This is a genomic window from Dyadobacter sp. CY326 (assembly GCF_021390515.1).
GTDB lineage: Bacteria > Bacteroidota > Bacteroidia > Cytophagales > Spirosomataceae > Dyadobacter.
The window spans coordinates 91,623-115,553 of the sequence record NZ_JAJUXI010000011.1 but is presented as its reverse complement, the minus strand read 5'-3'; the positions used below and the strand labels follow the sequence as shown (position 1 = coordinate 115,553).

Annotated in this window: 27 protein-coding genes; 5 read left to right on the top strand and 22 right to left on the bottom strand. The window is 42.4% G+C overall.

What is annotated here, in order from left to right; all coding sequences use genetic code 11:
- Positions 1–293 precede the first annotated feature (293 nt).
- From LZG73_RS21265 to LZG73_RS21245, 5 genes are all read right to left on the bottom strand, one after another.
- Positions 294–1,076, bottom strand: a complete 783-nt coding sequence (locus LZG73_RS21265; protein ID WP_233854365.1) for a LytTR family DNA-binding domain-containing protein — start codon at positions 1,074–1,076, stop codon at positions 294–296.
- On the bottom strand, positions 1,060–2,508 hold the full coding sequence (locus LZG73_RS21260) for a histidine kinase (RefSeq protein ID WP_233854363.1): 1,449 nt from the start codon (positions 2,506–2,508) through the stop codon (positions 1,060–1,062). The genes LZG73_RS21265 and LZG73_RS21260 overlap by 17 nt, the downstream gene beginning before the upstream one ends.
- Before the next feature lie 21 nt (positions 2,509–2,529).
- The gene (locus LZG73_RS21255; protein ID WP_233854361.1) at positions 2,530–3,189 is read right to left on the bottom strand and encodes a hypothetical protein; all 660 of its coding nucleotides are present in this window, start codon (positions 3,187–3,189) and stop codon (positions 2,530–2,532) included.
- A 32-nt stretch (positions 3,190–3,221) separates the two neighbouring features.
- Positions 3,222–5,381, bottom strand: coding sequence for a TonB-dependent receptor (locus LZG73_RS21250; protein ID WP_233854359.1), 2,160 nt, complete (start codon positions 5,379–5,381; stop codon positions 3,222–3,224).
- A 126-nt stretch (positions 5,382–5,507) separates the two neighbouring features.
- A complete protein-coding gene (locus tag LZG73_RS21245; protein ID WP_233854357.1) occupies positions 5,508–6,143 on the bottom strand; it encodes a DUF1080 domain-containing protein in 636 nt (211 codons plus the stop codon).
- A gap of 95 nt (positions 6,144–6,238) precedes the next feature.
- On the opposite strand from LZG73_RS21245, the gene LZG73_RS21240 reads away from it, so the two are divergent.
- A complete protein-coding gene (locus tag LZG73_RS21240) occupies positions 6,239–6,748 on the top strand; it encodes a fasciclin domain-containing protein (RefSeq protein WP_233854355.1) in 510 nt (169 codons plus the stop codon).
- Between the two features lie 65 nt (positions 6,749–6,813).
- On the opposite strand, the gene LZG73_RS21235 is transcribed toward LZG73_RS21240, so the two are convergent.
- Complete coding sequence (locus tag LZG73_RS21235) at positions 6,814–7,233, bottom strand: nucleoside-diphosphate kinase (protein WP_233854354.1); 420 nt, start codon at positions 7,231–7,233, stop codon at positions 6,814–6,816.
- 202 nt (positions 7,234–7,435) lie between these two features.
- Here LZG73_RS21235 and LZG73_RS21230 point away from each other — a divergent pair, with 202 nt between their 5' ends.
- The 4 genes from LZG73_RS21230 to LZG73_RS21215 all read left to right on the top strand — a co-directional run bounded on the left by LZG73_RS21230 (position 7,436) and on the right by LZG73_RS21215 (position 11,013).
- On the top strand, positions 7,436–8,470 hold the full coding sequence (locus tag LZG73_RS21230; RefSeq protein ID WP_233854352.1) for a bifunctional oligoribonuclease/PAP phosphatase NrnA: 1,035 nt from the start codon (positions 7,436–7,438) through the stop codon (positions 8,468–8,470).
- A 57-nt stretch (positions 8,471–8,527) separates the two neighbouring features.
- Entirely contained in the window at positions 8,528–9,427 is a 900-nt protein-coding gene (locus LZG73_RS21225; RefSeq protein WP_233854350.1) for an FKBP-type peptidyl-prolyl cis-trans isomerase, read from the top strand.
- A gap of 85 nt (positions 9,428–9,512) precedes the next feature.
- Positions 9,513–10,088 carry a non-canonical purine NTP diphosphatase gene (locus LZG73_RS21220; protein WP_233854348.1) on the top strand — a complete coding sequence of 192 codons (576 nt, stop codon included), beginning with the start codon at positions 9,513–9,515 and terminating at the stop codon, positions 10,086–10,088.
- A gap of 28 nt (positions 10,089–10,116) precedes the next feature.
- Entirely contained in the window at positions 10,117–11,013 is an 897-nt protein-coding gene (locus LZG73_RS21215; protein WP_233854346.1) for a PPK2 family polyphosphate kinase, read from the top strand.
- A 64-nt stretch (positions 11,014–11,077) separates the two neighbouring features.
- On the opposite strand, the gene LZG73_RS21210 is transcribed toward LZG73_RS21215, so the two are convergent.
- The 16 genes from LZG73_RS21210 to rplO all read right to left on the bottom strand — a co-directional run bounded on the left by LZG73_RS21210 (position 11,078) and on the right by rplO (position 23,922).
- A complete protein-coding gene (locus LZG73_RS21210) occupies positions 11,078–12,031 on the bottom strand; it encodes a hypothetical protein (protein ID WP_233854344.1) in 954 nt (317 codons plus the stop codon).
- 324 nt (positions 12,032–12,355) lie between these two features.
- Positions 12,356–12,949: a hypothetical protein gene (locus tag LZG73_RS21205; protein ID WP_233854343.1), complete on the bottom strand. Its 594-nt coding sequence runs from the start codon at positions 12,947–12,949 to the stop codon at positions 12,356–12,358.
- A 101-nt stretch (positions 12,950–13,050) separates the two neighbouring features.
- The gene (gene gpmI, locus LZG73_RS21200) at positions 13,051–14,583 is read right to left on the bottom strand and encodes a 2,3-bisphosphoglycerate-independent phosphoglycerate mutase (RefSeq protein WP_233854341.1); all 1,533 of its coding nucleotides are present in this window, start codon (positions 14,581–14,583) and stop codon (positions 13,051–13,053) included.
- 43 nt (positions 14,584–14,626) lie between these two features.
- On the bottom strand, positions 14,627–14,959 hold the full coding sequence (locus LZG73_RS21195) for a septum formation initiator family protein (RefSeq protein WP_233854339.1): 333 nt from the start codon (positions 14,957–14,959) through the stop codon (positions 14,627–14,629).
- A gap of 54 nt (positions 14,960–15,013) precedes the next feature.
- A complete protein-coding gene (gene eno, locus LZG73_RS21190) occupies positions 15,014–16,285 on the bottom strand; it encodes a phosphopyruvate hydratase (RefSeq protein WP_233854337.1) in 1,272 nt (423 codons plus the stop codon).
- A 91-nt stretch (positions 16,286–16,376) separates the two neighbouring features.
- Entirely contained in the window at positions 16,377–17,480 is a 1,104-nt protein-coding gene (carA, locus tag LZG73_RS21185; RefSeq protein ID WP_233854335.1) for a glutamine-hydrolyzing carbamoyl-phosphate synthase small subunit, read from the bottom strand.
- Between the two features lie 150 nt (positions 17,481–17,630).
- The gene (gene rplQ / locus LZG73_RS21180; RefSeq protein ID WP_233854333.1) at positions 17,631–18,209 is read right to left on the bottom strand and encodes a 50S ribosomal protein L17; all 579 of its coding nucleotides are present in this window, start codon (positions 18,207–18,209) and stop codon (positions 17,631–17,633) included.
- Between the two features lie 72 nt (positions 18,210–18,281).
- Positions 18,282–19,271 carry a DNA-directed RNA polymerase subunit alpha gene (locus tag LZG73_RS21175; protein WP_233854332.1) on the bottom strand — a complete coding sequence of 330 codons (990 nt, stop codon included), beginning with the start codon at positions 19,269–19,271 and terminating at the stop codon, positions 18,282–18,284.
- Positions 19,272–19,395: 124 nt separating this feature from the next.
- Positions 19,396–20,001, bottom strand: coding sequence for a 30S ribosomal protein S4 (gene rpsD / locus LZG73_RS21170; protein ID WP_233854330.1), 606 nt, complete (start codon positions 19,999–20,001; stop codon positions 19,396–19,398).
- Positions 20,002–20,087: 86 nt separating this feature from the next.
- Complete coding sequence (gene rpsK, locus LZG73_RS21165) at positions 20,088–20,483, bottom strand: 30S ribosomal protein S11 (protein WP_026631249.1); 396 nt, start codon at positions 20,481–20,483, stop codon at positions 20,088–20,090.
- A gap of 41 nt (positions 20,484–20,524) precedes the next feature.
- On the bottom strand, positions 20,525–20,902 hold the full coding sequence (gene rpsM, locus LZG73_RS21160) for a 30S ribosomal protein S13 (protein ID WP_233854328.1): 378 nt from the start codon (positions 20,900–20,902) through the stop codon (positions 20,525–20,527).
- Positions 20,903–20,906: 4 nt separating this feature from the next.
- Positions 20,907–21,023, bottom strand: coding sequence for a type B 50S ribosomal protein L36 (gene ykgO, locus LZG73_RS21155; protein WP_015813811.1), 117 nt, complete (start codon positions 21,021–21,023; stop codon positions 20,907–20,909).
- A gap of 41 nt (positions 21,024–21,064) precedes the next feature.
- Positions 21,065–21,283: a translation initiation factor IF-1 gene (gene infA, locus LZG73_RS21150; protein ID WP_026631247.1), complete on the bottom strand. Its 219-nt coding sequence runs from the start codon at positions 21,281–21,283 to the stop codon at positions 21,065–21,067.
- A 12-nt stretch (positions 21,284–21,295) separates the two neighbouring features.
- Positions 21,296–22,093: a type I methionyl aminopeptidase gene (gene map, locus LZG73_RS21145; RefSeq protein ID WP_233854327.1), complete on the bottom strand. Its 798-nt coding sequence runs from the start codon at positions 22,091–22,093 to the stop codon at positions 21,296–21,298.
- 8 nt (positions 22,094–22,101) lie between these two features.
- Positions 22,102–23,415 (bottom strand): preprotein translocase subunit SecY, encoded by a 1,314-nt coding sequence (secY, locus tag LZG73_RS21140; RefSeq protein WP_233854326.1) that lies wholly within the window; start codon positions 23,413–23,415, stop codon positions 22,102–22,104.
- A gap of 60 nt (positions 23,416–23,475) precedes the next feature.
- On the bottom strand, positions 23,476–23,922 hold the full coding sequence (gene rplO / locus LZG73_RS21135; RefSeq protein WP_233854325.1) for a 50S ribosomal protein L15: 447 nt from the start codon (positions 23,920–23,922) through the stop codon (positions 23,476–23,478).
- Between the last annotated feature and the right edge of the window lie 9 nt (positions 23,923–23,931).

The following is a 23,931-nucleotide window of genomic DNA, read 5'->3' as shown; positions in this document are numbered from 1 at the left end:
ACAAACTAATAAACTTCGAACAAGGATCTTATCAATTCAGACCGAATTTTAAATCGCCGCGCTTTTTTTAAAAAGGGATCACTTTGTACATCAGGTTACGCAGGATTGGAGGATTGTGTGCCGCAAACTGTAAAATATTTAGTCATAAGGCAACATTGAAATGCTACAAACCTACTGATGAACAGCTGATTAACCTCGAAAATAGTTATGGAATTTAAAATCAGGGCGCAATTTAGGAATAAGTATGGCCTCTTCAAAATCATTATTCTGGCACATTGGGCGAAGTAACCCAATTAATTATCAAGAAGATGACGAATCGCATCGCCGTAAGTGCTGCCGCTGGTGAGCTGAGAAGCTTTGCGGTCGCGCATGATAATGACATACTTGCCGTTGAAATGCTTTTGGATTTCTTTGATGTGGTGCGAATTAACGATCCCGGCGCGACTGATGCGCAAATATTGCTTGGGAAGCTTTTCTTCGAGGGACGTGAGGGTGTAATTGAGCAGATATTTTTTTCCGTCCAATGTATTTAAAAACACATATTTTTCTTCCGCTTCAAAATGCGTGATTTCGGTCAGCGGAATCAGCAGAATGCGATCTCCCGATTTTACTGACAGGGAAAAAATTTCCTTTTTAGGCTTCATCTCCTCCAATAATTTCAGGAGATTTTCCGAATATGGATTGACCCCCAACACCGCATTGGAGCCCGCTTTGATAATGTTCCTGATTTTATCAATGGTTTTGACCAGCCTCTCGTTTTCGACGGGTTTTAATAAATAGTCCACCGAATTCTCCTCAAAAGCGCGGATTGCATATTGATCATATGCCGTTGAAAAAATCACAAGCGGCATTTTTGTCAGTTTTGAAAGCATTTCGAAACCGTTCAAAAGTGGCATTTCAATGTCCAGGAAAATCACGTCCGGAGCAAACTTGTCAATTTCAACCAGACCTTCGGCGCCGTTTTTTGCTTCTGAAACAATAGAAAACACTTCGCTATGCTTTTCCAAAAGTCGGCGGAGCCGGCTCAGTGCAAGCGGTTCGTCATCAATAAGGATCGTTTTAAGAGGGAATTGCATGGGTGGATTGGTTATTATGCTCGATAGCGGTTCTCTGAATGGAAATATTAACGGATTTGCGCGGCTCATTGTGCAGTTCCAGACGGGCCTCGTCTCCATAAAGCAATTTCAGCTTGTCCTGAACGCTTCGCATGCCGTAACCTGCGCCCATTGTGTCCGGAAACCCTGGCCCGTTGTCATGCACACACAAGTGCAGCCACTCGTCCTTTTCATAAATCATCACGATAATTTCTCCCTGTTCAGCCATTTTTGAAATGCCATGTTTGATTGCATTCTCGACAATGGGCTGCAAAATAAACTTGGGAACCTGTAATTCTTTCAATGCAGGATCGGTGACTTCAACGGTAAATTTCAGCCGGTCACCAAATCTTACTTTTTCAACTTGCAGGTAAGTCGCCACCATTTCAAGCTCATTGTTTATCGTGTCGAAATAGTCATTCGTTTTCCTGCCGGTTGTGTATCGGAAAAGTTTGGAAAGCAGAAGTGTCATTTCCTCCGCCTTATCCGGGTCTTCATGGACGAGGCTTGCAATGCTGTTTAGCGAATTATACAAAAAATGCGGGTTAATGCGTGCTTGCAATGCGTCCAGTTCGGCGCGGGTTTTCAATTTTTCAAGATTAAGCAACTGATATTCCTGATCAGAAATTTTCCGGGAAATCTGTTTGCCTTCCCTGCTTAGGAAATAAAAAACATTTGCAACCACAATCGGCCCCCACATATACCAATACCAGGGCGCGTTTTGGGCCGATTCGTTGGGATACATTGCGCGGTAATTGCTAACAAGTGACACGCCAAACATAAAGTAAATGGCCATGCTCAGCAAATTATTGAAAACCAGCACAATCACCGACAAAATCAAATGCTTGACAAAAGCGCGTTTTATAAACACATCGAGCCAGAGTGTAAGCCCTTGCGTGAGGAGAATCGTAAACACACCGGCGGTAACATTCTGCGAAACCAAATATTGATAAAGCTTGATCCGGACGGGCTCGTCGGTGAAATAGATTTCAGCCGTAAAGTAGGCGATCGCATTGATCCCGTACAAGATCGTCGCGCCGAGGATAACGGCGACCAATGTTCCCATCCAGCCCTGGTTTTGAATGATGCCAATGAGACTGAATTCCCGCCAGTTGAATGACTTTTCTTGTGAAGTAAAACTGAAATTAGCGCCTTCCACTTTCGCGCCAGTCAAATCCACATCAGTGAGGCTGCTGAAACTCAGATCCGCATTTCGCAGGTCCGAGTTTCTGAATGTTGTCCGATCAAGGGCGGAGAAACGGAGCTTGGCATTGCGCAAATTGGCCCCATCGAAATTGATATCTTTAAGGCTGGAAAAGCTGAAATCAGCGTTTTCAAGATCCATATTACTAAAATCCCTTCCATCGAGTGATGAAGCCGTCATGCGCAAGCGCTTCCTTCCTTTATCGTCCATATGCTTGTTATAAGGCGCTTTTTACTGATTACTTTGGGCAAGCATCCATTCGGTTTCCAATTTTCCCCAGTCGGGATGGATGCTGCTTTCGGGCTTGAACGAGGCAAATTTCTGGGTTGCTTTTTCCAGCATTGGCTTCGCCGCTTTCTTTCCGCCACCATATTCTTCGGGTGTAAAGAACAAGCTTGAACCTTCCAGATAATAAATTCTTGGGTTTTCAGCATTTATGGCTTTTGCTGACGAAAGGTAACCATTGAATTTCTCGCCATCTGTTTGCCATCTGTTCATTGCATCTGCGGCCAAATGGATTTGTGACTGAAATGCCCGCATAACCAATATTTCATCATTCGGCTTGCCCGCCAATGTTTCCGCTTCTTTCAATAAGGCATCTGCTTTATCGAGATACTTGTCTTTTTCTTCAAGGCTCACGCCTACAAAGCCGAGCATTACATTACTATATGCTGCATAATATTTCGGGAGCCATTCTTTGGTTTCGGCGGCGGCTATTCTTTCAAATTGATTGGCGATTTCCTGCAAAGCTTTGGCATCCGGTTTTGATTTATCCAAACCTTGCAATGCCTGAATGTTGGCTGTCATAGCCTGCGTGTACTTTTCATTTTGTGCCAAAACCATGCAAACCGTCGCAAGGCAAGCGAAAGCGGTGAGAATTGTCCTTTTCATAATAATTGAGATTTAAGTTGATTTTATGTTGATTAAATGTCATCCTTTGTCACCCTGGCCTTTTTCGAAAGCATGATCTGCATGCCAACGAAGAAGCTTCTATAACTCTGCGGACCAACCGCATAGCGCGATTTGCCGTCGGGCGTGTAGCGGTAAGTGAATACATTTTTGGTGTTCAGAATGTTGTCAACCGAAGCATAAAACACGACCAGGTTGCCCAATACATTCTGCAACTTGCTGGCTTGCAGGTTGACATTGTGTGTGGGTGCTGTTTTGTCTGCCAGGAATTTGTCGTTGTTTGGATTGTAATAGGGCCTGCCGCTTGTGAATGCGTAGGTCATGCTCACATTGGTCGTTATTTTTTCAATCCACTTTTTGGCGATCAGACTAATGTTGTGATTTGAAATAAAGGTTGGCGTGACCGATTTTTCAAACTGCTGGAAAAGCCTTTTGGAATCTACAAAACTGTATGTTACCCAATAATCGAAGTTTTTGATCGTCTTTTGGTCCCGCCAGAAAAAGTCGAAACCGCTTGCATAACCTTTTCCTGCATTGTTGGTTTCGCCCCAGGGAAAGCGATAAGGATCGGCGTCAAAATGCTGTCCTGTGTATTCGCGAACGAGTTGCGCGTAATTTTTATGGAAAGCCTCAATGCGGAATGTGCGCTGGTTTTTAATGATCTGATAGTTGAGTATCAAATGATCGGCGCGCTCATAATGGAGGTTTTTATCGGTGTAAAGATATTTGTAATCAGGGTTTTGGTAAAATTGCCCCGCCGCTAGCGAAAATTGACTATATCTTCCTGTTTTATATGCAAAGGAAAGTCGCGGGGCGAGGTTAGCATCTTTTAGCAATGATGAATATTCCGTTCGCAACCCAATGCGGCCTGCAAGCTGTCTCGTAATGTAAATTTCCGATTCGACAAAAGCGGCTGCGTAACGATCATTGAGTTTATAATACTTCCCGCCAAAGCCATTTTTCAAACGGATTGCATGCGCCTCAGCGCCAATAAGCAATGTGTTGTTTCCGGAAAGCAGCCTGCTCAGGACAAGCCGGGCTTGTGTTCTTTCGTCAAAACGATCAAAATTGAATGCGGCCAGCGTTGTATTATCATTGTTTCTGCTGTAAGAAAAGCCCGAATTCAGCGACCAGCGTCCATCTTTCCACGAATCGGTGTAAGTGCTGGTGAAGAATGCATTCTTATTTTCAAGATCGAGCCGGGTTTTGCCGGATTCGCTGAGTGGATCGCTGGAATTCATACTCAAATGACTATCCGAATACATTCCGTAGACTTTTAGGAGGCCATTTTTTGTTGGTTTTAAGCGATAAGTTAATGAAGAACCTTTGAATTCAGGTGCCTGCACCCAGTCCACATTTTGCTTGACCAATGCAAAAAGCGGCTTCAAATTTCCATAATAGGCAACGGCTGAAATGGATTGATTTTTGGTCGCATAATCGTAATTAAGCCCTGCATTGGCCAGGTTCAAACTGATTCCCAAGCCATTGTTATTCACCTTATCTGTCGTGTTAAGCAGCAGAACGGAAGACAAAGCCTGTCCATATTGCGCAGAATAACCTCCTGTGCTGAATGAAGTGCCTTTGAACATGAACGGATTGAACCTCCCGCGCGACTGCACATCGGGCAAGGAGCTGAAAAAGGGATTTTGAACAATCATTCCGTCGATAACGACCTTGGTTTCGAGGCCGGAGCCGCCTCTGACGAAAAGCCCTTCCTGCTCTCCCACCCGCTGCGCGCCAGGTAAAAATTGCATTGCGCCGGTGATGTCTGCGGCTGCTCCGGCGGTGGTTACAATGTCGAGCGGTTTCAGCATTGCCATCCGCTTTTCATCAGAAGCTTCGAATGCCCCAGCCGTGATCACGACTGTATTCAGCTCATTAGCAATCTCTTCTAAGCTGATTGAGAGATCGGTTGCATTATCTTTAACGCCAATATTTCTTTCAAAAATTTCGTAGCCGACATAAGTTGCAGCCAGCGTCGCGGTGTCTTTTTGTGAAGTCTGGAAATTAAATGTGCCATTGGCGTCTGTCGTTGTGCCGTCGTAAGTGCCTTTCAGGAAAACATTGGCGCCCGGCAACGCATTTCCTTTTTTGTCCGTAACCTTGCCGCTGACCGTTTTTTGCGCGTATGCGAATGGCGAGATCAAAAATAATAAACAGTAAAAAAGCTTCATGGCTAACAGCATTGTGTTTTTGATGACACAAAACTATCAGCCATGAAGCCTGTTGTTAAGCGAATTCCGACGAACTGCTTATTTCGAATGTATGAACTACGTCAGAGCCGGAATGAAGAATTTTGTTTAAAGCTCTTCAACCGTAATATTTTTCCAACGCACTTTAATTCCGCCGCCGTCGTGGATCTGAAGGGCGATTGAACCATTACCAGCACCGATTTTTGCATCTGTGAAATCAACCATTGAATTGCCATTCAACCAGGTTTTAACATTATCACCTTCGGCCCGGATCCTGAGCGTGTTCCACTCGCCCATTTTCAGGAAACCTTCTTTTTCGTCAGGAATCTGAACAAGCCAGTTGCGGCCGTATGATTCGTAAATGCCGCCTGTGTCATGATTTGGCGGCGCAACTTCAACTTGCCAGCCCGAAACTTTTGTGCCGTCGACAGTTGAACGGAAAAACACGCCGCTGTTTCCGTTTGCCTCTTGCTTGAATTGAAGGGAAAGGTCGAAGTTTTTGTAAAATTTGTTGGTCGTCAAATAACCATACTGCTTGTCGGGACCGCTTTCGCAGATCAACTCGCCATTTTCCACAAACCATTTTTCGGTTCCGTTGATCTTCCAGCCTGTAAGATCTTTTCCGTTAAATAATTTGACCGGCTTTTTTAACGGACTGGAAACGGGTGCCTTAAAAACAAAAAATGCTGAATTCAGCAGCAGAATGACCGCAGCAAGCACTGTCAGTTGTCTAAACTTTAACATAAGGAATTGGGGGTTAGGATTAAAAAAAACTTGGTTAGAATTCCGTCAAGATACATTTTCCATTAGTTTTACGAAAATTAACCAATGTGAAAGCTATGAAAAAAAACCGTTTTGTAGGGCGTTGTCTGACATTTTTTTTGCTTGTACTCCTGCCATCAGGGCTGATCATTTCGTGCAAGGAAGACGAGGACGACATAGTAAAAGGCAAAACGATCACGGAAGTCATTATTGAAAACGACAGGTTTAGCATTTTGGAAGAAGTCATTCTTCATGCAAAAATGGGCGATGCATTAAGAACAGGTGACGTAACTTTTTTCGCTCCCGACAATGCGGCTTTTGGTAAAGCAAATATTTTTGACTCCAAAGGCTTTATTGCACTTCCAGCCGATTCTGCCAAAAAATTTCTTCAAAACCACATCATTCCGAAAAAGCGAATCGAATATGCACAGTTCGTTGCTGGAAAAGAGAAATCGCTTACGGGAAAAGAAATTACATTCACGAAAACGGATAGCGTGATCATTGTTAATCAAAACAATATCATTGTTCCCAACATTGGCGCTGCAAACGGTGTGATCCACATTATTGACAGCCTGATCGTCAAGTAGGACTTCATATAAAAATAGCGGCCCGGCTGAGAAATCAACCGGGCCGCTATTTTTGTGCTTGTTCCTTAAAACTGCTCAGTCTGCGCAAAGAAGAAGTTTCCTTCAATTTGCGCATTCTCATCAGAGTCAGACCCGTGGATGGCATTTTGCTCGATCGATTTTGCAAATAATTTACGGATCGTCCTCTCGTCCGCATTCGCAGGATTGGTTGCTCCAATCAATGTCCGGAAGTCAGCAACTGCATTTTCCTTCTCCAAAATCATTGGAACAATTGCACCAGAGGACATATATTGGCATAGATCATTGTAAAAAGGACGCTCGCTGTGCACCGCATAAAACGCTCCTGCATTCGCAGGCGTAAGCTGCGTTTTCTTCAAGGCTACAATCCGAAACCCGGCCTCTTCAATCATTTTGATAATTGCTCCGGAATTACCGTCCTGAACGGCGTCCGGCTTAATCATTGTGAATGTTCTATTTGTTGGCATACAATTGGCTAAATTTTATTTTGCTGCAAAACTACAATTTTTCATTTTATATCCTCTGTCCTTTCAAGCGATCAGGTTATCCATGTTAAATCATAGCCTGATAACCAGCCTTTCGGGCGCAACATTGAGCAAATCCCAACAGTTTTATTAATTTTGTGGGCTCATTGAAAACCAAATATTCTTCTTTTCGAATTAAGTAACTGTGAATCAAACCGTTGAAGAGCTAAGCTCTTTTCTTTCCCATTCCCAAAAAATCATCATTACGATGCATCGTGACCCGGACGCCGACGCGCTCGGATCGTCGCTTGGCTGGGCAAGTTATTTAATCAAAAAAGGACACGAAGTAACAGTTATCAGCCCGACCGACTACACGGCTAATCTGCGCTGGCTGTCTGGCATTGAGCATGTGCTGGTTTATGACAAACCGGGGGACCATTCTAAATGCAAGAAGAAAATTGAGCAGTCCACATTGATTTGCTGTCTTGATTTCTCTGCGCTTTCCAGGCTTAAAGATTTAGGAAAAGTGGTTGAAGAGGCTGCTGCACCCAAATTAATGGTGGACCATCATCTGGAACCTGAACATTTCGCAAAATGGATGATCTGGGATACTTATGCTGCCGCAACTGCACAGCTTATTTATGCGCTCATCAAGGAATTAGAAGGCAATTTACCAACACAGGAAATCTTTGACATTCCAATGGCTGAATGTCTTTATGCCGGCATAATGACGGATACGGGATCTTTCAGGCACGGCAATGTGACGCCGGAAGTTCATTTGGCAGTCGCAGATTTAATGTTGACAGGCTTCGATTCGAGCCGGGTGCACCGATTAATTTACGACAATGCACCGCTTTCCCGCCTGCAATTCCTGGGTTATGTCCTTTCTCAAAAACTGGTTGTGCTGCCGGAATACAGAACTGCATATATGGTTTTGACAGAGGCAGAATTGCAGAAATTCAATTCAAGCACGGGGGAGACGGAGGGAATTGTAAATTATGGCTTGCAGGTCGAAAATGTGGTTATGTCTGCCATGTTTATTGAGCGAAAAGGAGAAGTAAAAATATCTTTCCGATCGGTCGGCACTTTCTCAGTAAGGGATCTGGCGAGCAGTCATTTCAATGGCGGCGGACACAAGAATGCTTCGGGCGGAAGATCGGAACAATCAGTGAATGAAACAGTTGCTACTTTTTTAAGTATCCTTCCTTCATACCAACAAGCACTTTTAAACGTTGACTAATCTTAATTTCCAACACCAAAATTCACCAAATATTTTTTTTCCAATTAACACAATCCAATGAATCTTAAAACAATCGGTTATGCGATGGGCATAACTATTCTCGCAGCCGCTTGCAACCAATATAAGACGCAGGTTACTGACTCCGGTCTGAAATATCAAATATTTGACCACAAAGACGACGCAAGAAAAGCGAAACTGGGAGACATCATGACATTCCACTTTGTTTTGAAAAACGGCAGCGACTCTACACTTCGTGACACATACAAAGAAGGCACACCTCAAAAAATGGTTTTGCAAGCGCCTCAATACAAAGGCAGCTTTGAAGAAGGACTTGCTTTGCTCGCAGCCGGCGACAGCGCGAAAATCATGATCAATGCGGACACAATGTTTGCAAAAATTGGTCAGCCGATGCCTCCAATGATCAAAAAAGGATCGGATCTCAACTTTACAGTGAAGGTGGTGAGCGTGCTTACTTCTGAGGAATTCCAAAAGCAACTTTCCGAAGCTGGAACGAAGCAAAAAGCAATCGATGCGAAAGTGATCGAGGATTATCTTGCTAAAAACAATTTGAAAGCAAAAGCGCAAAAAACTGCTTCCGGACTTACTTATGTGGACGAAGTGGTTGGAACGGGCGACAGTCCAAAAGCGGGTGACAATGTGAAAGTTCACTATACAGGAAAGCTTCTCGATGGTAAAGTGTTTGACAGCTCTAAAAACGGCGGCAGACCTCCTATTGATTTTCAGGTTGGCGTAGGAATGGTTATTCCAGGCTGGGAAGAAGGAATTATGTTGATGAAAAAAGGCGGAAAACGCACTTTAATCATCCCATCTGGATTGGCTTATGGAGCTGAGGGATCGCCGGGAGCAATTCCAGCAAATTCTGTTCTGCTATTTGATGTGGAATTAATCGACTTCGGAAAAGCGCCTGCGCAGCAGCCTGGTCCTCCTGCAAGATAATTTAACAGATATTAATAAGACGGCCGCTTCGCAAGAGTGGCCGTTTTTTTATGTAAAATGCATTTTGAACAAACCATAAAAACGAATGAAACTTTGCTTTGCCACCAATAACCTTCACAAACTAAAAGAGATTCAGGCATTACTGGGTAACCAGTTCGAGCTGGTTACTTTATCTGACATTGGCTGCGATGCGGATATCCCGGAACCGTTTGAAACCATTGCTGAAAATTCCGCGGCGAAAGCTCGATATGTTTGGGAAAACTATGGCGTTAACTGTTTTGCGGACGACACTGGATTGGAAGTGAATGCATTGAATGGCGAGCCCGGCGTTTATTCGGCACGATATGCCGGACCCCAGCGGAACTCGGATGATAACATTGCATTGCTTCTTGAAAAACTGGTTAATGAGGATAATAGGGCAGCACGTTTTCTAACCGTAATCACGCTGGTTATCGACGGCGTTTATCAACAATTTGAGGGAACCGTTGCTGGTGAGATCATCAACGAAAAGCGCGGCTCAAATGGTTTTGGGTATGATCCTGTTTTCGTGCCAGATGGATACAGCCGCACATTTGCCGAGATAACATTGGAAGAAAAGTCGCAGTTAAGCCATCGTGCACGTGCCTTTGCACGCCTGGTCGACTTTTTGAGACATTCATAATGCAGTAATTTACTTAAACTTAACCCATATGTCTGACTTCAATTCAGCCGAATATCGCGTTGACGGAACGCAAAAATTTGAGATTAAAAAAGCAAAAACACGATTTAAGGATATTTATAAAGACAAGGATGAATATGAGGCGATGCAAATTGAGATGGCCAAGGAGCTGGACGTTTTGCAAAGCATGATGTATGCACACAATCGCTATGGCTTGCTGGTTATATTTCAGGCAATGGATGCTGCTGGAAAAGACGGCACAATCAAGCACGTGCTTGCGGGCGTGAATCCTGTTGGTGTGAAAATACATTCATTCAAGCGCCCGACAGAAACTGAGCTTGAACACGACTTCCTCTGGCGCAGCAACCTTGTTTTGCCCCAGAGAGGCACAATTACGATTTTTAACAGAAGCTATTATGAGGAAGTTTTGGTCGCAAAAGTAAATCCGGAGATCATTACTGAATCGCAACGCCTTCCCGCCGAACTCACGAAGGATATGGATAAGCTTTGGAAACACCGTTACTCGGACATTCGAAATCTGGAAAAATATCTTTACAGGAATGGCATCAGGGTCATTAAATTCTTCCTGAATGTGTCCAAAGAAGAGCAGGCTTCGAGGCTCATTGAGCGAATTGAAGATCCATCCAAAAACTGGAAGTTCGAAGAGCAGGATGTCAAGGTTCGTGGTCAATGGGACGAATATATGAAGGCTTATCAGGATTGCATTAACAACACGGCCTCAAAGAAAGCGCCTTGGTATGTTATCCCGGCAGACGACAAAAAAAATCTCAGACTCGTTGTGTCAGAGATCATTGTCGAAGAACTGAAAAAAATGGATATGAATTATCCCGCGTCCGGACCCGAGCGAACTGAGGAATTGCGTCACTTCATCGACGTGATCAATGCGCAAAATGATGCTCAGGAATAAAACAAAAAAGGCGGCTGATTGCTCAGCCGCCTTAGATAGTCATGCATGGTGTGAAGTTGAATTCTTATTTCTTGATCGTGAAGTTTCCACCACCAATTTTATATCCTTCTGAGTAAAGCTCCACGTTGTATTTTCCTGGACGGAACTGTGAGCTGTTATCGTACAACATTTCAACTTTCTGATTGTTGTTTTGATATGCAATCGACTCACGTGTTGTGAATTTTGATGGAGCTCCGTCGATTTCGAATTCTCCTGATCCAGTTGCATCATCGGCAACAACCGCTCCTTCTGGATCAAGCACACGAACATAAATGTCTTTCGATTCTTGTGCTGTCAACTCGTTTTCAGGAAGTGTAAATACCAACTTAATTTTATCCACGCGGCTCGATTTGTATTCTTCTTTTTCTTTAACCTTTCCTCTTGAATTAACAGTAAGGATTTTCAAGTTTTGCGCTTTCAAAGAAGCAGCCTTCGTTACTTTTTCGCTAAGCTCCTTGTTAGCAGCAGTAAATGTTACTACTGAATCTGTAAGTTCAGCCTGACGTTGAACCAATTTCTCACGTTCGCTCGTCAATGAACCAACATGCGTGCTTAAAGAGTCATTCGATGCAACCAGGTGTTCGTTTTCAAGTTTCAATTGAGCGATAACCTCATCTTTTTCAACCAGGAATTTTTCGTATTCCTTGATTTTACCAAGATATTTATTAGTCTCAACTTTTTTGCTTCTGCTGAAAGCTAACTTATCTGCTTCAAGTCTTTCTTTAACCTTCGTCAGCTCAGTAACATCACCGCCTAATTTTTCAATTTCAGCAATCTTCGAGTCCAACACTGTCGAAATCGAGTCTAATTTGGTTTTCGTTACAGCCAATTCTCTTGCTTTTTCAACAACCATTGTTTCTTGCTGTGTCAACTCAGTTTTTTGAGTCGTAAACAGATAACCAAACATAGCTGTTGCCAGACCTAAGATGACAACCATTGCCCAGGCAATGCTTTGCTTGTTTTTTTGTTCTTGTTCCATCGATTAGAGAATTTATTATGTGATTTAGTTTTTCATGTGACAGGTTAGAAATTTATCCGGGCCTACATGGTATTTGGTAACAAAAACTCTAATTCTATGCCGATTTGCGATAAGAAGCATTGTGACGATTTCTAACTGCATTGGCATTATGCAAATAATACCAAAAAAGAGCCTCAGGTGAATTCTAAGGCTCTTTTCAATTTCAAATATAAATGATCTAAAACCGACGATTAGACGCCGTAAGGCGACGCCTCAAATCTAAATTGGGTAATGTTTACCCAATTTATGGCGTTACAGAACAATTGAAAATCATTTTGCAACCCGCTATAATCCTATTTTCGCCGTAACATTGAATGTCTTAGCGTCCATCAAGACCAGTTTCTGATAGCCTTGGATCGTATAGCTCGAAACTTCAACCAAATTATTCTTACGCGTACAAGCGAGCTCAATATTTCGCTGTGACTTGTAAATTCTATTTTCAGACTGAACTATGGCTTTTACTCGCACTGGTTGCTGCGTTGCGCTGTCAACTTTGATCATTAAATATCGCACGGGAAGGTTTTCGCCCGCTTTGAGCTTGTATTCAAAAACAGATGAATCACTTTTCGTGACGGTGTAACTCTTAGCATACGCGGGCTTATTAATGTCAGCCTGTGCGAAAAGCTCTAACTCTTTCTTCCAATCAATTTGTGTTTCCTGCTGGCTTTCTTCCTTGCCATTCAATGTCACTTTCTTAGCGACTTTTGGCTTTATTTCGTTGAGATATGTGATTTGATTATCAATGAATCCTTTCAAATCGTAATAAACTTTTGGCTCGTTATCGACCGTGCCAGCCTTGTCACATGCGCTTAACGAAAGGCAAATGACCAAGAGAAGACAAGAAAGTTGTGTGGAAGATTTAATGTAAAGTCTTTTCAAGAAAGCATGCATTGCAAATTGACTGTGTATTCGATGAACGGTAAATAAAACAGAGAGCCCAATGGACTCTCTGAAAACAACATCGTTGAGACGGGTTTAGTTTACAAAATACTAACGCCCGTCATCTCTGCCGGCTTGGCAATTCCCATTAATTCAAGAATTGTAGGAGCGATATCCGCGAGCTTGCCGTCATTTATAGGTTCTTGGTAATTATTGTCTACTAAAATACAAGGAACCAGATTCAATGAATGGGCAGTGTTTGGAGAACCATCATCATTGGTCATATAATCCGAATTGCCGTGATCGGCAATGATAATGGACGAATATCCATGTTCCAAACCTGTGGTTACCACAGCCTGAACACATTGGTCAACTGTTTCGCAGGCTTTAACAGCTGCTTCAAAAACGCCCGTATGCCCAACCATGTCGGGGTTCGCAAAATTCAAGCAAACGAAATCAACTTCCTCTTTTTCTAATTCCGCGACGATCGAGTCTCTGATTCCAAAAGCGGACATTTCCGGTTGAAGATCATACGTGGCAACCTTTGGTGAAGCGCAAAGCAAACGACTTTCCCCTTCGAAAGGCTTTTCGCGGCCTCCGGAAAAGAAAAATGTAACGTGCGGATATTTTTCAGTTTCTGCAATCCGAATCTGTTTTTTGCCGGCTGCTTCCAAAACTTCACCGAGTGTGTTGTTCAAATTGTCTTTGTCAAAAATCACCTCAACGCCTTGATATGTATCATCATAATTCGTCATTGTGATGTAACGGAGGTTAAGCTTGTGCATATTTTGCTCATGAAAATCCTGTTGTGTCAAAACCTCAGTGATCTCACGACCGCGGTCCGTGCGAAAATTGAAGCATAAAACCACATCGCCATCCGCAATCACCGCAACTGGCGTTCCGTCAGGATTAGTTGCAACGATGGGCAAGATGAATTCATCAGTAACGCCTGTTTCGTACGAGTCTTTGACAGCTTTTAGCAAATCAGTTGATGCGACATGCGCGCCTTCGCCATATACCATTGCATCATATGCGAGCTTCACGCGTTCCCAACGCTTATCGCGATCCATTGCATAATATCGTCCTGTAATGCTCGCAATTTGTCCTGTTGTCTGGTCCATTGCTTGCTGCAATTCGGTCAAAAATCCTAATCCACTTTTAGGATCACAATCACGACCGTCTGTAAATGCATGAACGAAAACATTAGAAAGGCCTTTATCCGAAGCGATTTTGCACAAACCTTTCAAGTGGTCAATGTGCGAATGCACGCCTCCATCGGAAACAAGACCAATAAAATGAACCTTTTTGTTATTTGTTTTAGCAAATTCCAATGCATTGGTCAAAACCGGTTCGTTACCAAGTGTTCCTTCCGTTACGGCAAGATTGATTTTCACCAAATCCTGATATACGACGCGGCCAGCACCCAAATTGGTGTGACCCACTTCCGAATTTCCCATTTGTCCGTCGGGAAGTCCAACGGCCAGTCCGCTTGCAGCAAGTTTGCTATGCGGATATTTCTGTAAGATGCTGTCGTAAAAAGGAGTGTTTGCAGCTAAAACAGCGGAACGGTTTTCCTCGCCTACTTTGGCGATGCCCCAACCGTCCATGATTATAAGAATTACTTTTTTGCTCAAAGTCTTGAAAATTAAAAATTAATACGCTGGGATACGTCTTAGGTTAATCACGCTTTTTACTCTCAACGGGCTGATTATTCTCATCCACTATCACATACACCTCTTCATTGGGCCGACGCATCATAAAATTTTCTCTTGCCCATTTTTCTAACATTTTCGGATTTCCGAAAACTTCATTGCGCTCTTTCTTGACATCTTTGATTTTACCCAAAAGAATTTCTTTTTCCTGTTCCAGCTCTTTCATTTTCATCCGGTTGGAGATCACGATCCGCATGTTGTTATTATCAAGAAAAATAATCCAAACGAACCAGGCGAGAAACGTGGCGATGTAGAAATTTTTGAGCGTTTGGAGCGACCAGAATGATCCTTTCTTCATTGGATGGGCCTTATACAAAAACCGGAGCATTTAGCTCCGGTTTCAATGTTATAATCAGAATTTCAATCCTGGGAAATATGCATTTTCGCCAAGTTCTTCTTCAATGCGAAGCAATTGGTTGTATTTCGCCATACGGTCAGAGCGTGAAGCAGAACCCGTTTTGATTTGGCCTGTGTTTAATGCAACTGCCAAGTCAGCAATCGTTGAATCCTCGGTTTCACCAGAACGGTGCGACATAATGCTCTTATAGCTGTTGCGTTTTGCCAGGTTAACCGTGTCAATTGTTTCAGTCAGAGATCCAATTTGGTTAACTTTTACCAAAACCGCATTGGCAATTTGTGATTCGATTCCTTGTTGCAGGCGTGTTACATTCGTTACGAACAAATCGTCTCCTACCAGCTGAATTTTCTTGCCAACTGAGTCTGTAAGTGTCTTCCAACCAGCCCAGTCATCTTCGTCCATTCCGTCTTCGATAGAAATGATTGGATATTTAGCAACCCACTGTGTCCAGTAGTCAGCCATTTCATCAGAGGTCAATTTACGTCCGTCTGATTTTTTGAAGTGGTAAAATCCGTCTTCGAAGAATTCTGAAACAGCCGCATCCATTGCGATAAAGATATCTTCACCAGGTTTGTAACCAGCTTTCTCGATCGCCTGAATTACGATTTCAATTGCTTCTTCGTTTGATTTAATATTTGGTGCAAAACCACCTTCATCTCCTACGTTTGTAGAATATCCTTTGCTTTTCAAAACCGTTTTCAGCGTATGGAATACTTCAACACCCATTCTCAATGATTGAGAAAAAGTGTCTGCTTTTGCAGGCATAATCATGAATTCCTGGAAATCGATGGAGTTATCCGCATGGCTTCCACCATTCAGAATGTTCATCATTGGCACAGGAAGTGTATTTGCATTTGTTCCCCCTACGTAACGATAAAGTGGAAGATTTGCCTCCTGAGCAGCCGCTTTTGCAGCAGCCAAAGAAACGCCAAGAATCGCGTTTGCTCCTAATTTTGCTTTATTTGGCGTTCCATCCAATTCAAGCATGATTTTGTCAATCAGATTTTGTTCAAAAACTGAACAACCGATCAATTCCGGGAAAATAATGTCATTGACATTTTCAACGGCTTTCAAAACGCCTTTTCCAACGTAAACACTTTTATCGTCATCACGAAGTTCAACGGCCTCATGCTTTCCGGTTGAAGCCCCAGACGGAACAGCAGCGCGTCCTAAATAACCATTTTCGGTACGAATATCTACTTCTATTGTTGGGTTTCCTCTTGAATCCAGAATTTGTCTTGCATGTACTGATTGAATCGTACTCATTTGCAGCTTGTGGTTTGATTTAAAATAAAATATGTTAACAATACAAAATAACACAAAAAAATCCTCTGCATTACAGAGGATTTCGATATTTTCAGCTTGCGCTCAACAATTTAATAAATTCATCAAATAGATATCGCGAATCATGCGGACCTGGTGAAGCCTCTGGGTGATACTGCACTGAGAATGCAGGATAATCCTTTCTGCGAATGCCTTCGATCGTTTTATCATTCAAGTTTACATGTGTAATTTCAATGTCAGGATGGTTTTCGATCTCCTCCGGATTTACCGCAAAACCGTGGTTTTGAGATGTAATTTCACAAAGTCCTGTAACCAGATTTTTAACGGGATGGTTAAGCCCTCTGTGCCCGTGGTGCATCTTATAAGTGTTGATGCCGCTTGAAAGCGCAAGAAGTTGATGACCAAGACATATCCCAAAAAGCGGCTTGCTCGTTTTGATCATCTGGTTTACACTTTCAACTGCATAGAGCATTGCGGAAGGGTCGCCCGGGCCATTCGATATAAAGAATCCGTCTGGCTGGAATTTCATTACTTCTTCAAATGGTGTCTTTGCAGGAAAAACTTTGCAATAGCATCCGCGTGAAGTCAGATTGTTAAGAATGCTTTTCTTGATTCCATAATCCATTACTGCAATTCTCCACTTGCTTCCCGCCTCCTGGCCTACGTAATACGCGCTATCAGTAGTTACTTCGGAAGACAATTCAAGACCGTCCATGGAAGGGATTTTTCTGAGTTCTTCCATTAGCAGTTTCTCGTCCAAAATTTCGGAAGAGATGATTGCGTTCATTACACCTTTCTGTCTAACATGACGCACAAGGTGCCTAGTATCCACATTGCTCACGCCAACAATGTGCGCTCTTTCAAAATATTCCTGCAAAGAAAAGTCCGCAGTGTCTCGTGAATAGATTTGCGAAAATGTGTTGCAAACCATTCCGCGAATTTTCACAGATGCTGATTCTTCCTCGTCTTCAAGCTGAACGCCGTAGTTACCAATATGAGAATTGGTGTTGACAATGATTTGACCATAATAGGAAGGATCTGTGTAAATCTCCTGATAGCCTGTCATCCCCGTGTTAAAACAAATTTCTCCGCCGGTGGTCCCGCTCATTCCCAGAGCTAGTCCCCTATAAGCTGTTCCATCTTCCAGTAATAACAGAGCTTCCTTTTTCTGACCCATTTTTATTGTTGAATGTTTTATGCTGTTAATGTTTCGGCAATTGCTCGCCCTCATCTCAATCGTGGTGCAAAATTATAAAATTTTACCCATAAAAAAGGGTTAAACGAAACGTTCAACCCTTTTCCATATATTCTTAATGATTATCCAAGATTATTCCTTTACTGGGGATTCTGGTGAATCATTCGTTTCAGTAGGTTCATCATTGGCAGCAGGTGCTTCGTCAACAACTGGTTCCGTCTCAGCAACTACTGGGTGATCTTCTTTTTTCACAGGAGCAGCATCGACTACTTCCGTACTTCCTTCTTTTTTACCACCTCTTCTGCTACGTCTTGTTTTTGCAGGCTTGTCAGCATTTGCAAGAAGCAATGCATCATTGAAGTCTACAAGTTCGATAAGCGCAGTTTCAGCAGCATCACCAAGTCTGTTTCCCAGTTTGATTATACGCGTGTATCCTCCTGGACGAGATGCAATTTTATCAGAAACAACACCAAAAAGTTCTTTGGTAGATTCTTTATCATTCAGATAAGAAAATACAACCCTTCTATTGTGAGTAGAATCTTCCTTCGCGCGGGTAAGCAAAGGCTCAACATATTGACGAAGTTCTTTTGCTTTTGCTAATGTTGTTTCAATTCTTTTGTGGATAATCAATGAAGAAGCCATGTTTGATAGCATCGCCTTGCGGTGAGATGCTGTTCTTCCTAAGTGATTACCTTTCTTACCGTGTCTCATTGTTTTGTTGTTTAGTTGCTTCGAGCGGCGACTGGCGCGCTACAGAATACATACTTATTATGGAATACTTAATTAATCTTCGTCCAAACGATATTTTGCAACATCCATTCCAAAGGTAAGTTGCTTATCAGCTACAAGCTGCTCCAACTCAGTCAATGATTTTTTACCAAAATTACGGAATTTCATCATATCAGAAATCTCCAATCTCACCAAATCACCAAGTGATTTAACGTCGGCCGATTTCAAGCAGTTATATGCACGCACAGAAAGATCAAGTTCAGACAATGAAGTCTTCAACAGCTTTCTCATACGCAACATTTCCTCATCAACCTGATTATCTTCCTCTGCTTTCTGCTTCTCAAACGTCATTGTTTGGTCAGAGAAAAGCATAAAGTGTTGAATCAAAATATTAGCAGCACCTTTCAACGCATCCTCCGGGTGGATGGAACCATCCGTCTGAATATCAATTAAAAGACGTTCGTAGTCAGTACGTTGTTCAACACGCGTGTTCTCAACAGAATACTTAACATTCTTAATTGGTGTGTAGATTGAGTCCACGGCAATATAACCGAATGGCAGTTCATTGGCACGAGGCTCATCAGCTGGAACGTATCCTCTTCCTTTGTCCAAAAGCAGTTCCATCTCGAACTCTTTTTGGTCATCGATATGACAAATAACTTGCTCCGGATTTAAAACCTCAAATGCGTTGGTAAACTTGCCAATGTCTCCTGCGGTAATAACAGATACATTTTTAAGATTCACCACGATTCTGCTTTCATTCAGATCAGAAACTTTTTTAAAACGAACCATCTTAAGGTTCAGGATGATTTCTGTAACATCCTCAACTATACCTTCGATTGAAGAAAACTCATGAAGAACACCAGGGAACTTCACGCTCGTGATGGCATAACCTTCCAAAGATGAAAGAAGTATTCTACGTAATGCATTACCAATGGTTACGCCGTATCCTTTCTCTAAAGGCTTAAACTCAAACAACCCGTGAAAGTCGTCTGCTTTTTCCATGACGACCTTATCAGGCATTTGGAAAGCTAATATTGACATAGTCCTTGCTCCTTTTATAGTAGTAAATGATAGTTGATCACGCTACCGTTACCTTTGCGATCGCAAAATTGCCGTTACCGGCTAAAAGCACGCCTGGTAAACTAGGCGTGCTGTAATATGAAGATTATTTAGAATACAACTCAACGATAAGCTGCTCGTTGATGTTTTCTGGGATCTGCTCGCGTTCTGGGAACGTCACAAACTTACCGGTCAATTGCTGGCCATCCCACTCTAACCAGTTAAATCCTTTTGAACTGTGACCAGCCAAACTTTCGGAAACTGATTCAAGAGACTTAGATTTCTCACGAACTGTCACAACTTGACCAGGACGCAAAGAATAAGAAGGAATATTTACTATCTCACCGTCTACAAGAATGTGTTTGTGAGAAACAAGCTGACGTGCAGCACGTCGTGTTGGAGCTACTCCCAAACGATAAACAGTGTTATCAAGACGAGCTTCGCAGTATTTCAAAAGGTTTTCACCAGTGATACCCTCTTTAACCGAAGCCTTTTCGAACAAATTACGGAACTGTCTTTCAAGAATACCGTAAATAAATTTCACCTTTTGCTTTTCCATTAATTGTAAAGCATACTCCGATTTTTTAGAGCGGCGACCCTTTCCATGAACTCCAGGAGGGTAATTCTTTTTAGCAAGCGCTTTGCTCGGGCCCATGATGGGTTCTCCGTAACGTCTTGCAATCTTTGATTTGGGACCTGTATAACGTGCCATTAAAAACTTTTTATTTTACTTAAATTATTTAAAAACCATTCTGTAACCCCAGTGTCCAAATTACGAATGGGCAATATATTGAAATACTATACTCTCCGACGTTTTGGAGGACGGCAACCATTGTGTGGAAGCGGAGTAATATCTCTGATTGTAGTTACTTCAATCCCTGCGTTCTGGATCGTACGGATCGCAGACTCGCGACCAGAACCCGGTCCTTTAACGAAAACCTCAGCTTTACGCATTCCTAGGTCAAACGCGACCTGAGCGCAACTTTGCGCAGCCGTTTGGGCAGCGTAGGGAGTGTTCTTTTTTGAACCACGGAATCCCATTTTACCGGCGGAACCCCAGGAAATCACCTGACCGTTATTATTTGTAATAGAGATGATAATGTTGTTGAATGAAGCTTTGATGTGTACCTGACCCACCGACTCCACTACTACAACTCTCTTTTTTGCTTTATCTTTTCTTTTATTTTGTGCCATTGCTTATGGATAGAAATGTGGTTTTACCCACCGCTCACTGATTATTTAGTAGCCTTTTTCTTGTTCGCGATTGTTTTGCGTTTACCCTTACGAGTACGAGAGTTGTTTTTTGTTCTTTGTCCACGTAATGGTAAACCTTTACGGTGACGAAGACCTCTGTAACAAGCGATATCCATTAAGCGCTTAATGCTCAGTTGAACTTCTGATTTAAGTGCACCTTCTACTTTATATTCACCTGCTATAACCGCACGAACTGCACCGGACTCTTCATCATTCCAGTCAACAACCTTCTTATTGATGTCAACTCCTGCTTTTTCGAGAATTTTTTTCGCTGAACTGCGACCAATTCCGAAAATATAAGTTAGTGAGATTTCGCCCCTTTTACGGTCGGGAATATCAACTCCTGAAATACGTGCCATATGATTAACCTTGTCTTTGTTTATACCGTGGGTTTTTCTTGTTGATTACATAGACTTTACCCTTTCGGCGTATAACCTTGCAGTCTTCACTGCGTTTCTTTACTGATGCTTTGACTTTCATCTCGAATGTTACTTGTTGTTAATAATGAGGTGATCTTCTCCTTATTTGTACCGGTAAGTTATTCTTGCCTTTGATAAGTCGTAAGGAGACATTTCCAACTTAACACGGTCGCCCGGTAATATCTTTATATAGTGCATTCTCATCTTTCCAGAAATATGTGCAATCACCTCATGTTTATTTTCTAAAATTACACGAAACATTGCATTGGAAAGCGCTTCTAAAATTACTCCGTCTTGTTCAATTGATGCTTGTTTTGCCATTCGTAGCGTTAATTACATTACTTCAACCATAAGGCTGGTGTTGGCCGTCACTTTTTCTATATAATCGAATGTTGTGAGAATTTCAGCTTTGCCCTTTCTTACAACAACAGTATGCTCGTAATGCGCTGAATATTTCTTATCGGTTGTTCTAATAGTCCAACCATCCCGCTCCTGCATCACTGTCTTTACCCCCAAATTAACCATCGGTTCAATAGCGAGAACCATTCCTTCTTTTAACCGAGTTCCTTTACCACGTTTTCCGTAATTAGGAACCTCGGGGCTTTCATGAAGATCTCTTCCGACACCATGCCCCACAAGCTCCCTCACGACTGAATATCCTTTGTCCTCAACAAAATTTTGAACTGCAAAACCGATGTCTCCAACCCTCATTCCCTCAACAGCTTGTTCAATCCCTTTGTACAATGATTTTTTTGTAGCTGTGAGTAAGTTCATGAGATCCAAACTGACCTCGCCAACCGGATATGTATAAGCGCTGTCGCTGTGAAAACCATTTAATTTAACGCCGCAATCGATCGAAACGATATCTCCTTCTCTCACCGCATAGCTTCCGGGAATCCCATGAACTACAACTTCATTTACAGATATACACAATGAAGCCGGAAACTTGTTAAAACCTTTAAAAGAGGGAATACCTCCATTATCTCTTATAAACTCTTCTGCAACTAGATCCAACTTCTGAGTCGTGACGCCCGGCTTGATCCAAAGAGCTACTTCTGCATGAGCTTTACCTAAAACCTGAGCACTATTCTTGATCAGCTCAATTTCCTCCTCCGTTTTAAGAAAAATCATCTCAAATCTTAAATAGCAACACTTTCCGTTCTGCCCTTAACACGCCCCGACTTCATTAAGCCTTCATATCTGCGCATCAATAAATAACTTTCAACCTGCTGCAATGTATCAAGCACAACACCCACCATGATCAACAGGGATGTTCCACCAAAAAAGTGAGCAAAATCCGTTGATACGCCTAATAAGCTAGCAAAAGCTGGCAAGGTTGCTACGATCGCAAGCATAATTGATCCTGGGAACGTAATTCTATCCAAAATCGAGCTTATATATTCAGAGGTTTGTTGCCCGGGTTTAACGCCAGGGATAAAACCACCGCCTCTCTTCATATCGTCAGCAATCTGCTGTGGATTTACAGAAATTGCCGTGTAAAAGAATGTGAAAACAATTATCAACACAGCGAACAACAGATTGTATTGCCAGGTAGTATAGTTTGCAAAAATCGTCGCAACGTTACTTGCAAAATCACTCTTCTCCGCAAAATACGAAGCACCCAAAGATGGAATAAACATTAAAGCCTGAGCGAAGATAATAGGCATCACACCCGCCGCATTCAATTTCAATGGCAAATATTGGCGCTGGCCACCCATCACCCTATTTCCAACAACTTGTTTGGCATACTGAATAGGAATTCGCCTCACAGCTTGCGTTAGCATCACAGCACCCATTATTACAAAATATAGCGCAACGATCTCCAAGACAAACAATAAAATACCTCCGCTTCCACGAGAAACAAATTCCTTATAAATCGCTCCCGGAAATCTGGAAACAATGCCAATCATAATTAACATCGAAATCCCATTACCAATTCCTTTATCAGTAATTCGCTCGCCCAGCCACATACAAAACATTGTACCAGCCGCTAACACAAAAACCGAAGATATAGAGAAAAGACTTCTAGAAACTAATAAAGCCTCGTCGGGCACAGTTGTGTTAAGATAAGCAGTCCCTTGCACTAAGGTAACGACAATCGTTAATACGCGTGTTATCTGATTCAGCTTCTTTCTTCCTGACTCCCCTTCCTTTTGCATTTTCTGGAAGTATGGCAATGCCATAGTAAGAAGTTGAATTGCAATAGATGCGGAGATATAAGGCATAATGCCTAACGCAAAAATCGAGGCCTTACTGAACGCTCCTCCTAAAAAGGTGTCCAATAAACCTAAAAGCCCCTGAGTGGAAACGTTCATTTGATCTGGCTCAACACCAGGCAAAGCTACGTAAGACCCCAAACGGAAAATAGTTATAAACAAAAGAGTGTTGAGAATTCTCGTTCTCAACTCCTCAATTGCAAATATGTGTTTTATAGTCTCTAAAAATCGTTTCATGTTTTGGGCCTACAAATAGCTATTTGTTATAAACAACCTGTGCTAAGTAAAACAGCTAAATTACAACTTAACTGCTTTACCTCCGGCTTTCTCAATTGACTCAATAGCTGATGCAGAAAATCCATTAGCCTGAACCTCTACGGCCGAAGAGATTTGACCTCTGTTCAAAATCTTCACCAAATCCTTTTTAGCACAAAGCCCATTTTCTCTAATTAGATCCAACGTAATTACAGCTGCATTAGTCTTCTCAGCAAGTGACTGAATCGCGTCAAGGTTAAGTGCTTTGTATTCTACCCGATTTATATTGTTAAATCCGAATTTAGGCAGACGTCTTTGAAGAGGCATCTGACCACCCTCAAATCCAACTTTCCGGCTATAACCTGAACGAGATTGAGCTCCTTTATGTCCACGTGCAGATGTTCCTCCTTTACCGGACCCCTGACCACGTCCAACCCTCTTTCCTGTTTTAACAGAACCAGCAGCCGGCTTTAATGAACTAAGATTCATATTTACTAT

Coding starts and splice junctions, on each gene's coding strand:
- infA (WP_026631247.1), bottom strand. CDS start 21,283: ATGGCAAAACAAGCATCAATTGAACAAGACGGAGTAATTTTAGAAGCG.
- LZG73_RS21265 (WP_233854365.1), bottom strand. CDS start 1,076: ATGCAATTCCCTCTTAAAACGATCCTTATTGATGACGAACCGCTTGCA.
- eno (WP_233854337.1), bottom strand. CDS start 16,285: ATGAGTACGATTCAATCAGTACATGCAAGACAAATTCTGGATTCAAGA.
- rpsK (WP_026631249.1), bottom strand. CDS start 20,483: ATGGCACAAAATAAAAGAAAAGATAAAGCAAAAAAGAGAGTTGTAGTA.
- rpsM (WP_233854328.1), bottom strand. CDS start 20,902: ATGGCACGTATTTCAGGAGTTGATATTCCCGACCGTAAAAGGGGCGAA.
- LZG73_RS21235 (WP_233854354.1), bottom strand. CDS start 7,233: ATGCCAACAAATAGAACATTCACAATGATTAAGCCGGACGCCGTTCAG.
- LZG73_RS21215 (WP_233854346.1), top strand. CDS start 10,117: ATGTCTGACTTCAATTCAGCCGAATATCGCGTTGACGGAACGCAAAAA.
- LZG73_RS21250 (WP_233854359.1), bottom strand. CDS start 5,381: ATGAAGCTTTTTTACTGTTTATTATTTTTGATCTCGCCATTCGCATAC.
- LZG73_RS21195 (WP_233854339.1), bottom strand. CDS start 14,959: ATGAAGAAAGGATCATTCTGGTCGCTCCAAACGCTCAAAAATTTCTAC.
- rplO (WP_233854325.1), bottom strand. CDS start 23,922: ATGAATCTTAGTTCATTAAAGCCGGCTGCTGGTTCTGTTAAAACAGGA.
- LZG73_RS21260 (WP_233854363.1), bottom strand. CDS start 2,508: ATGGACGATAAAGGAAGGAAGCGCTTGCGCATGACGGCTTCATCACTC.
- LZG73_RS21225 (WP_233854350.1), top strand. CDS start 8,528: ATGAATCTTAAAACAATCGGTTATGCGATGGGCATAACTATTCTCGCA.
- map (WP_233854327.1), bottom strand. CDS start 22,093: ATGATTTTTCTTAAAACGGAGGAGGAAATTGAGCTGATCAAGAATAGT.
- ykgO (WP_015813811.1), bottom strand. CDS start 21,023: ATGAAAGTCAAAGCATCAGTAAAGAAACGCAGTGAAGACTGCAAGGTT.
- carA (WP_233854335.1), bottom strand. CDS start 17,480: ATGGGTCAGAAAAAGGAAGCTCTGTTATTACTGGAAGATGGAACAGCT.
- rpsD (WP_233854330.1), bottom strand. CDS start 20,001: ATGGCACGTTATACAGGTCCCAAATCAAAGATTGCAAGACGTTACGGA.
- rplQ (WP_233854333.1), bottom strand. CDS start 18,209: ATGAGACACGGTAAGAAAGGTAATCACTTAGGAAGAACAGCATCTCAC.
- LZG73_RS21175 (WP_233854332.1), bottom strand. CDS start 19,271: ATGTCAATATTAGCTTTCCAAATGCCTGATAAGGTCGTCATGGAAAAA.
- LZG73_RS21240 (WP_233854355.1), top strand. CDS start 6,239: ATGAAAAAAAACCGTTTTGTAGGGCGTTGTCTGACATTTTTTTTGCTT.
- secY (WP_233854326.1), bottom strand. CDS start 23,415: ATGAAACGATTTTTAGAGACTATAAAACACATATTTGCAATTGAGGAG.
- LZG73_RS21220 (WP_233854348.1), top strand. CDS start 9,513: ATGAAACTTTGCTTTGCCACCAATAACCTTCACAAACTAAAAGAGATT.
- LZG73_RS21255 (WP_233854361.1), bottom strand. CDS start 3,189: ATGAAAAGGACAATTCTCACCGCTTTCGCTTGCCTTGCGACGGTTTGC.
- LZG73_RS21245 (WP_233854357.1), bottom strand. CDS start 6,143: ATGTTAAAGTTTAGACAACTGACAGTGCTTGCTGCGGTCATTCTGCTG.
- LZG73_RS21210 (WP_233854344.1), bottom strand. CDS start 12,031: ATGGAACAAGAACAAAAAAACAAGCAAAGCATTGCCTGGGCAATGGTT.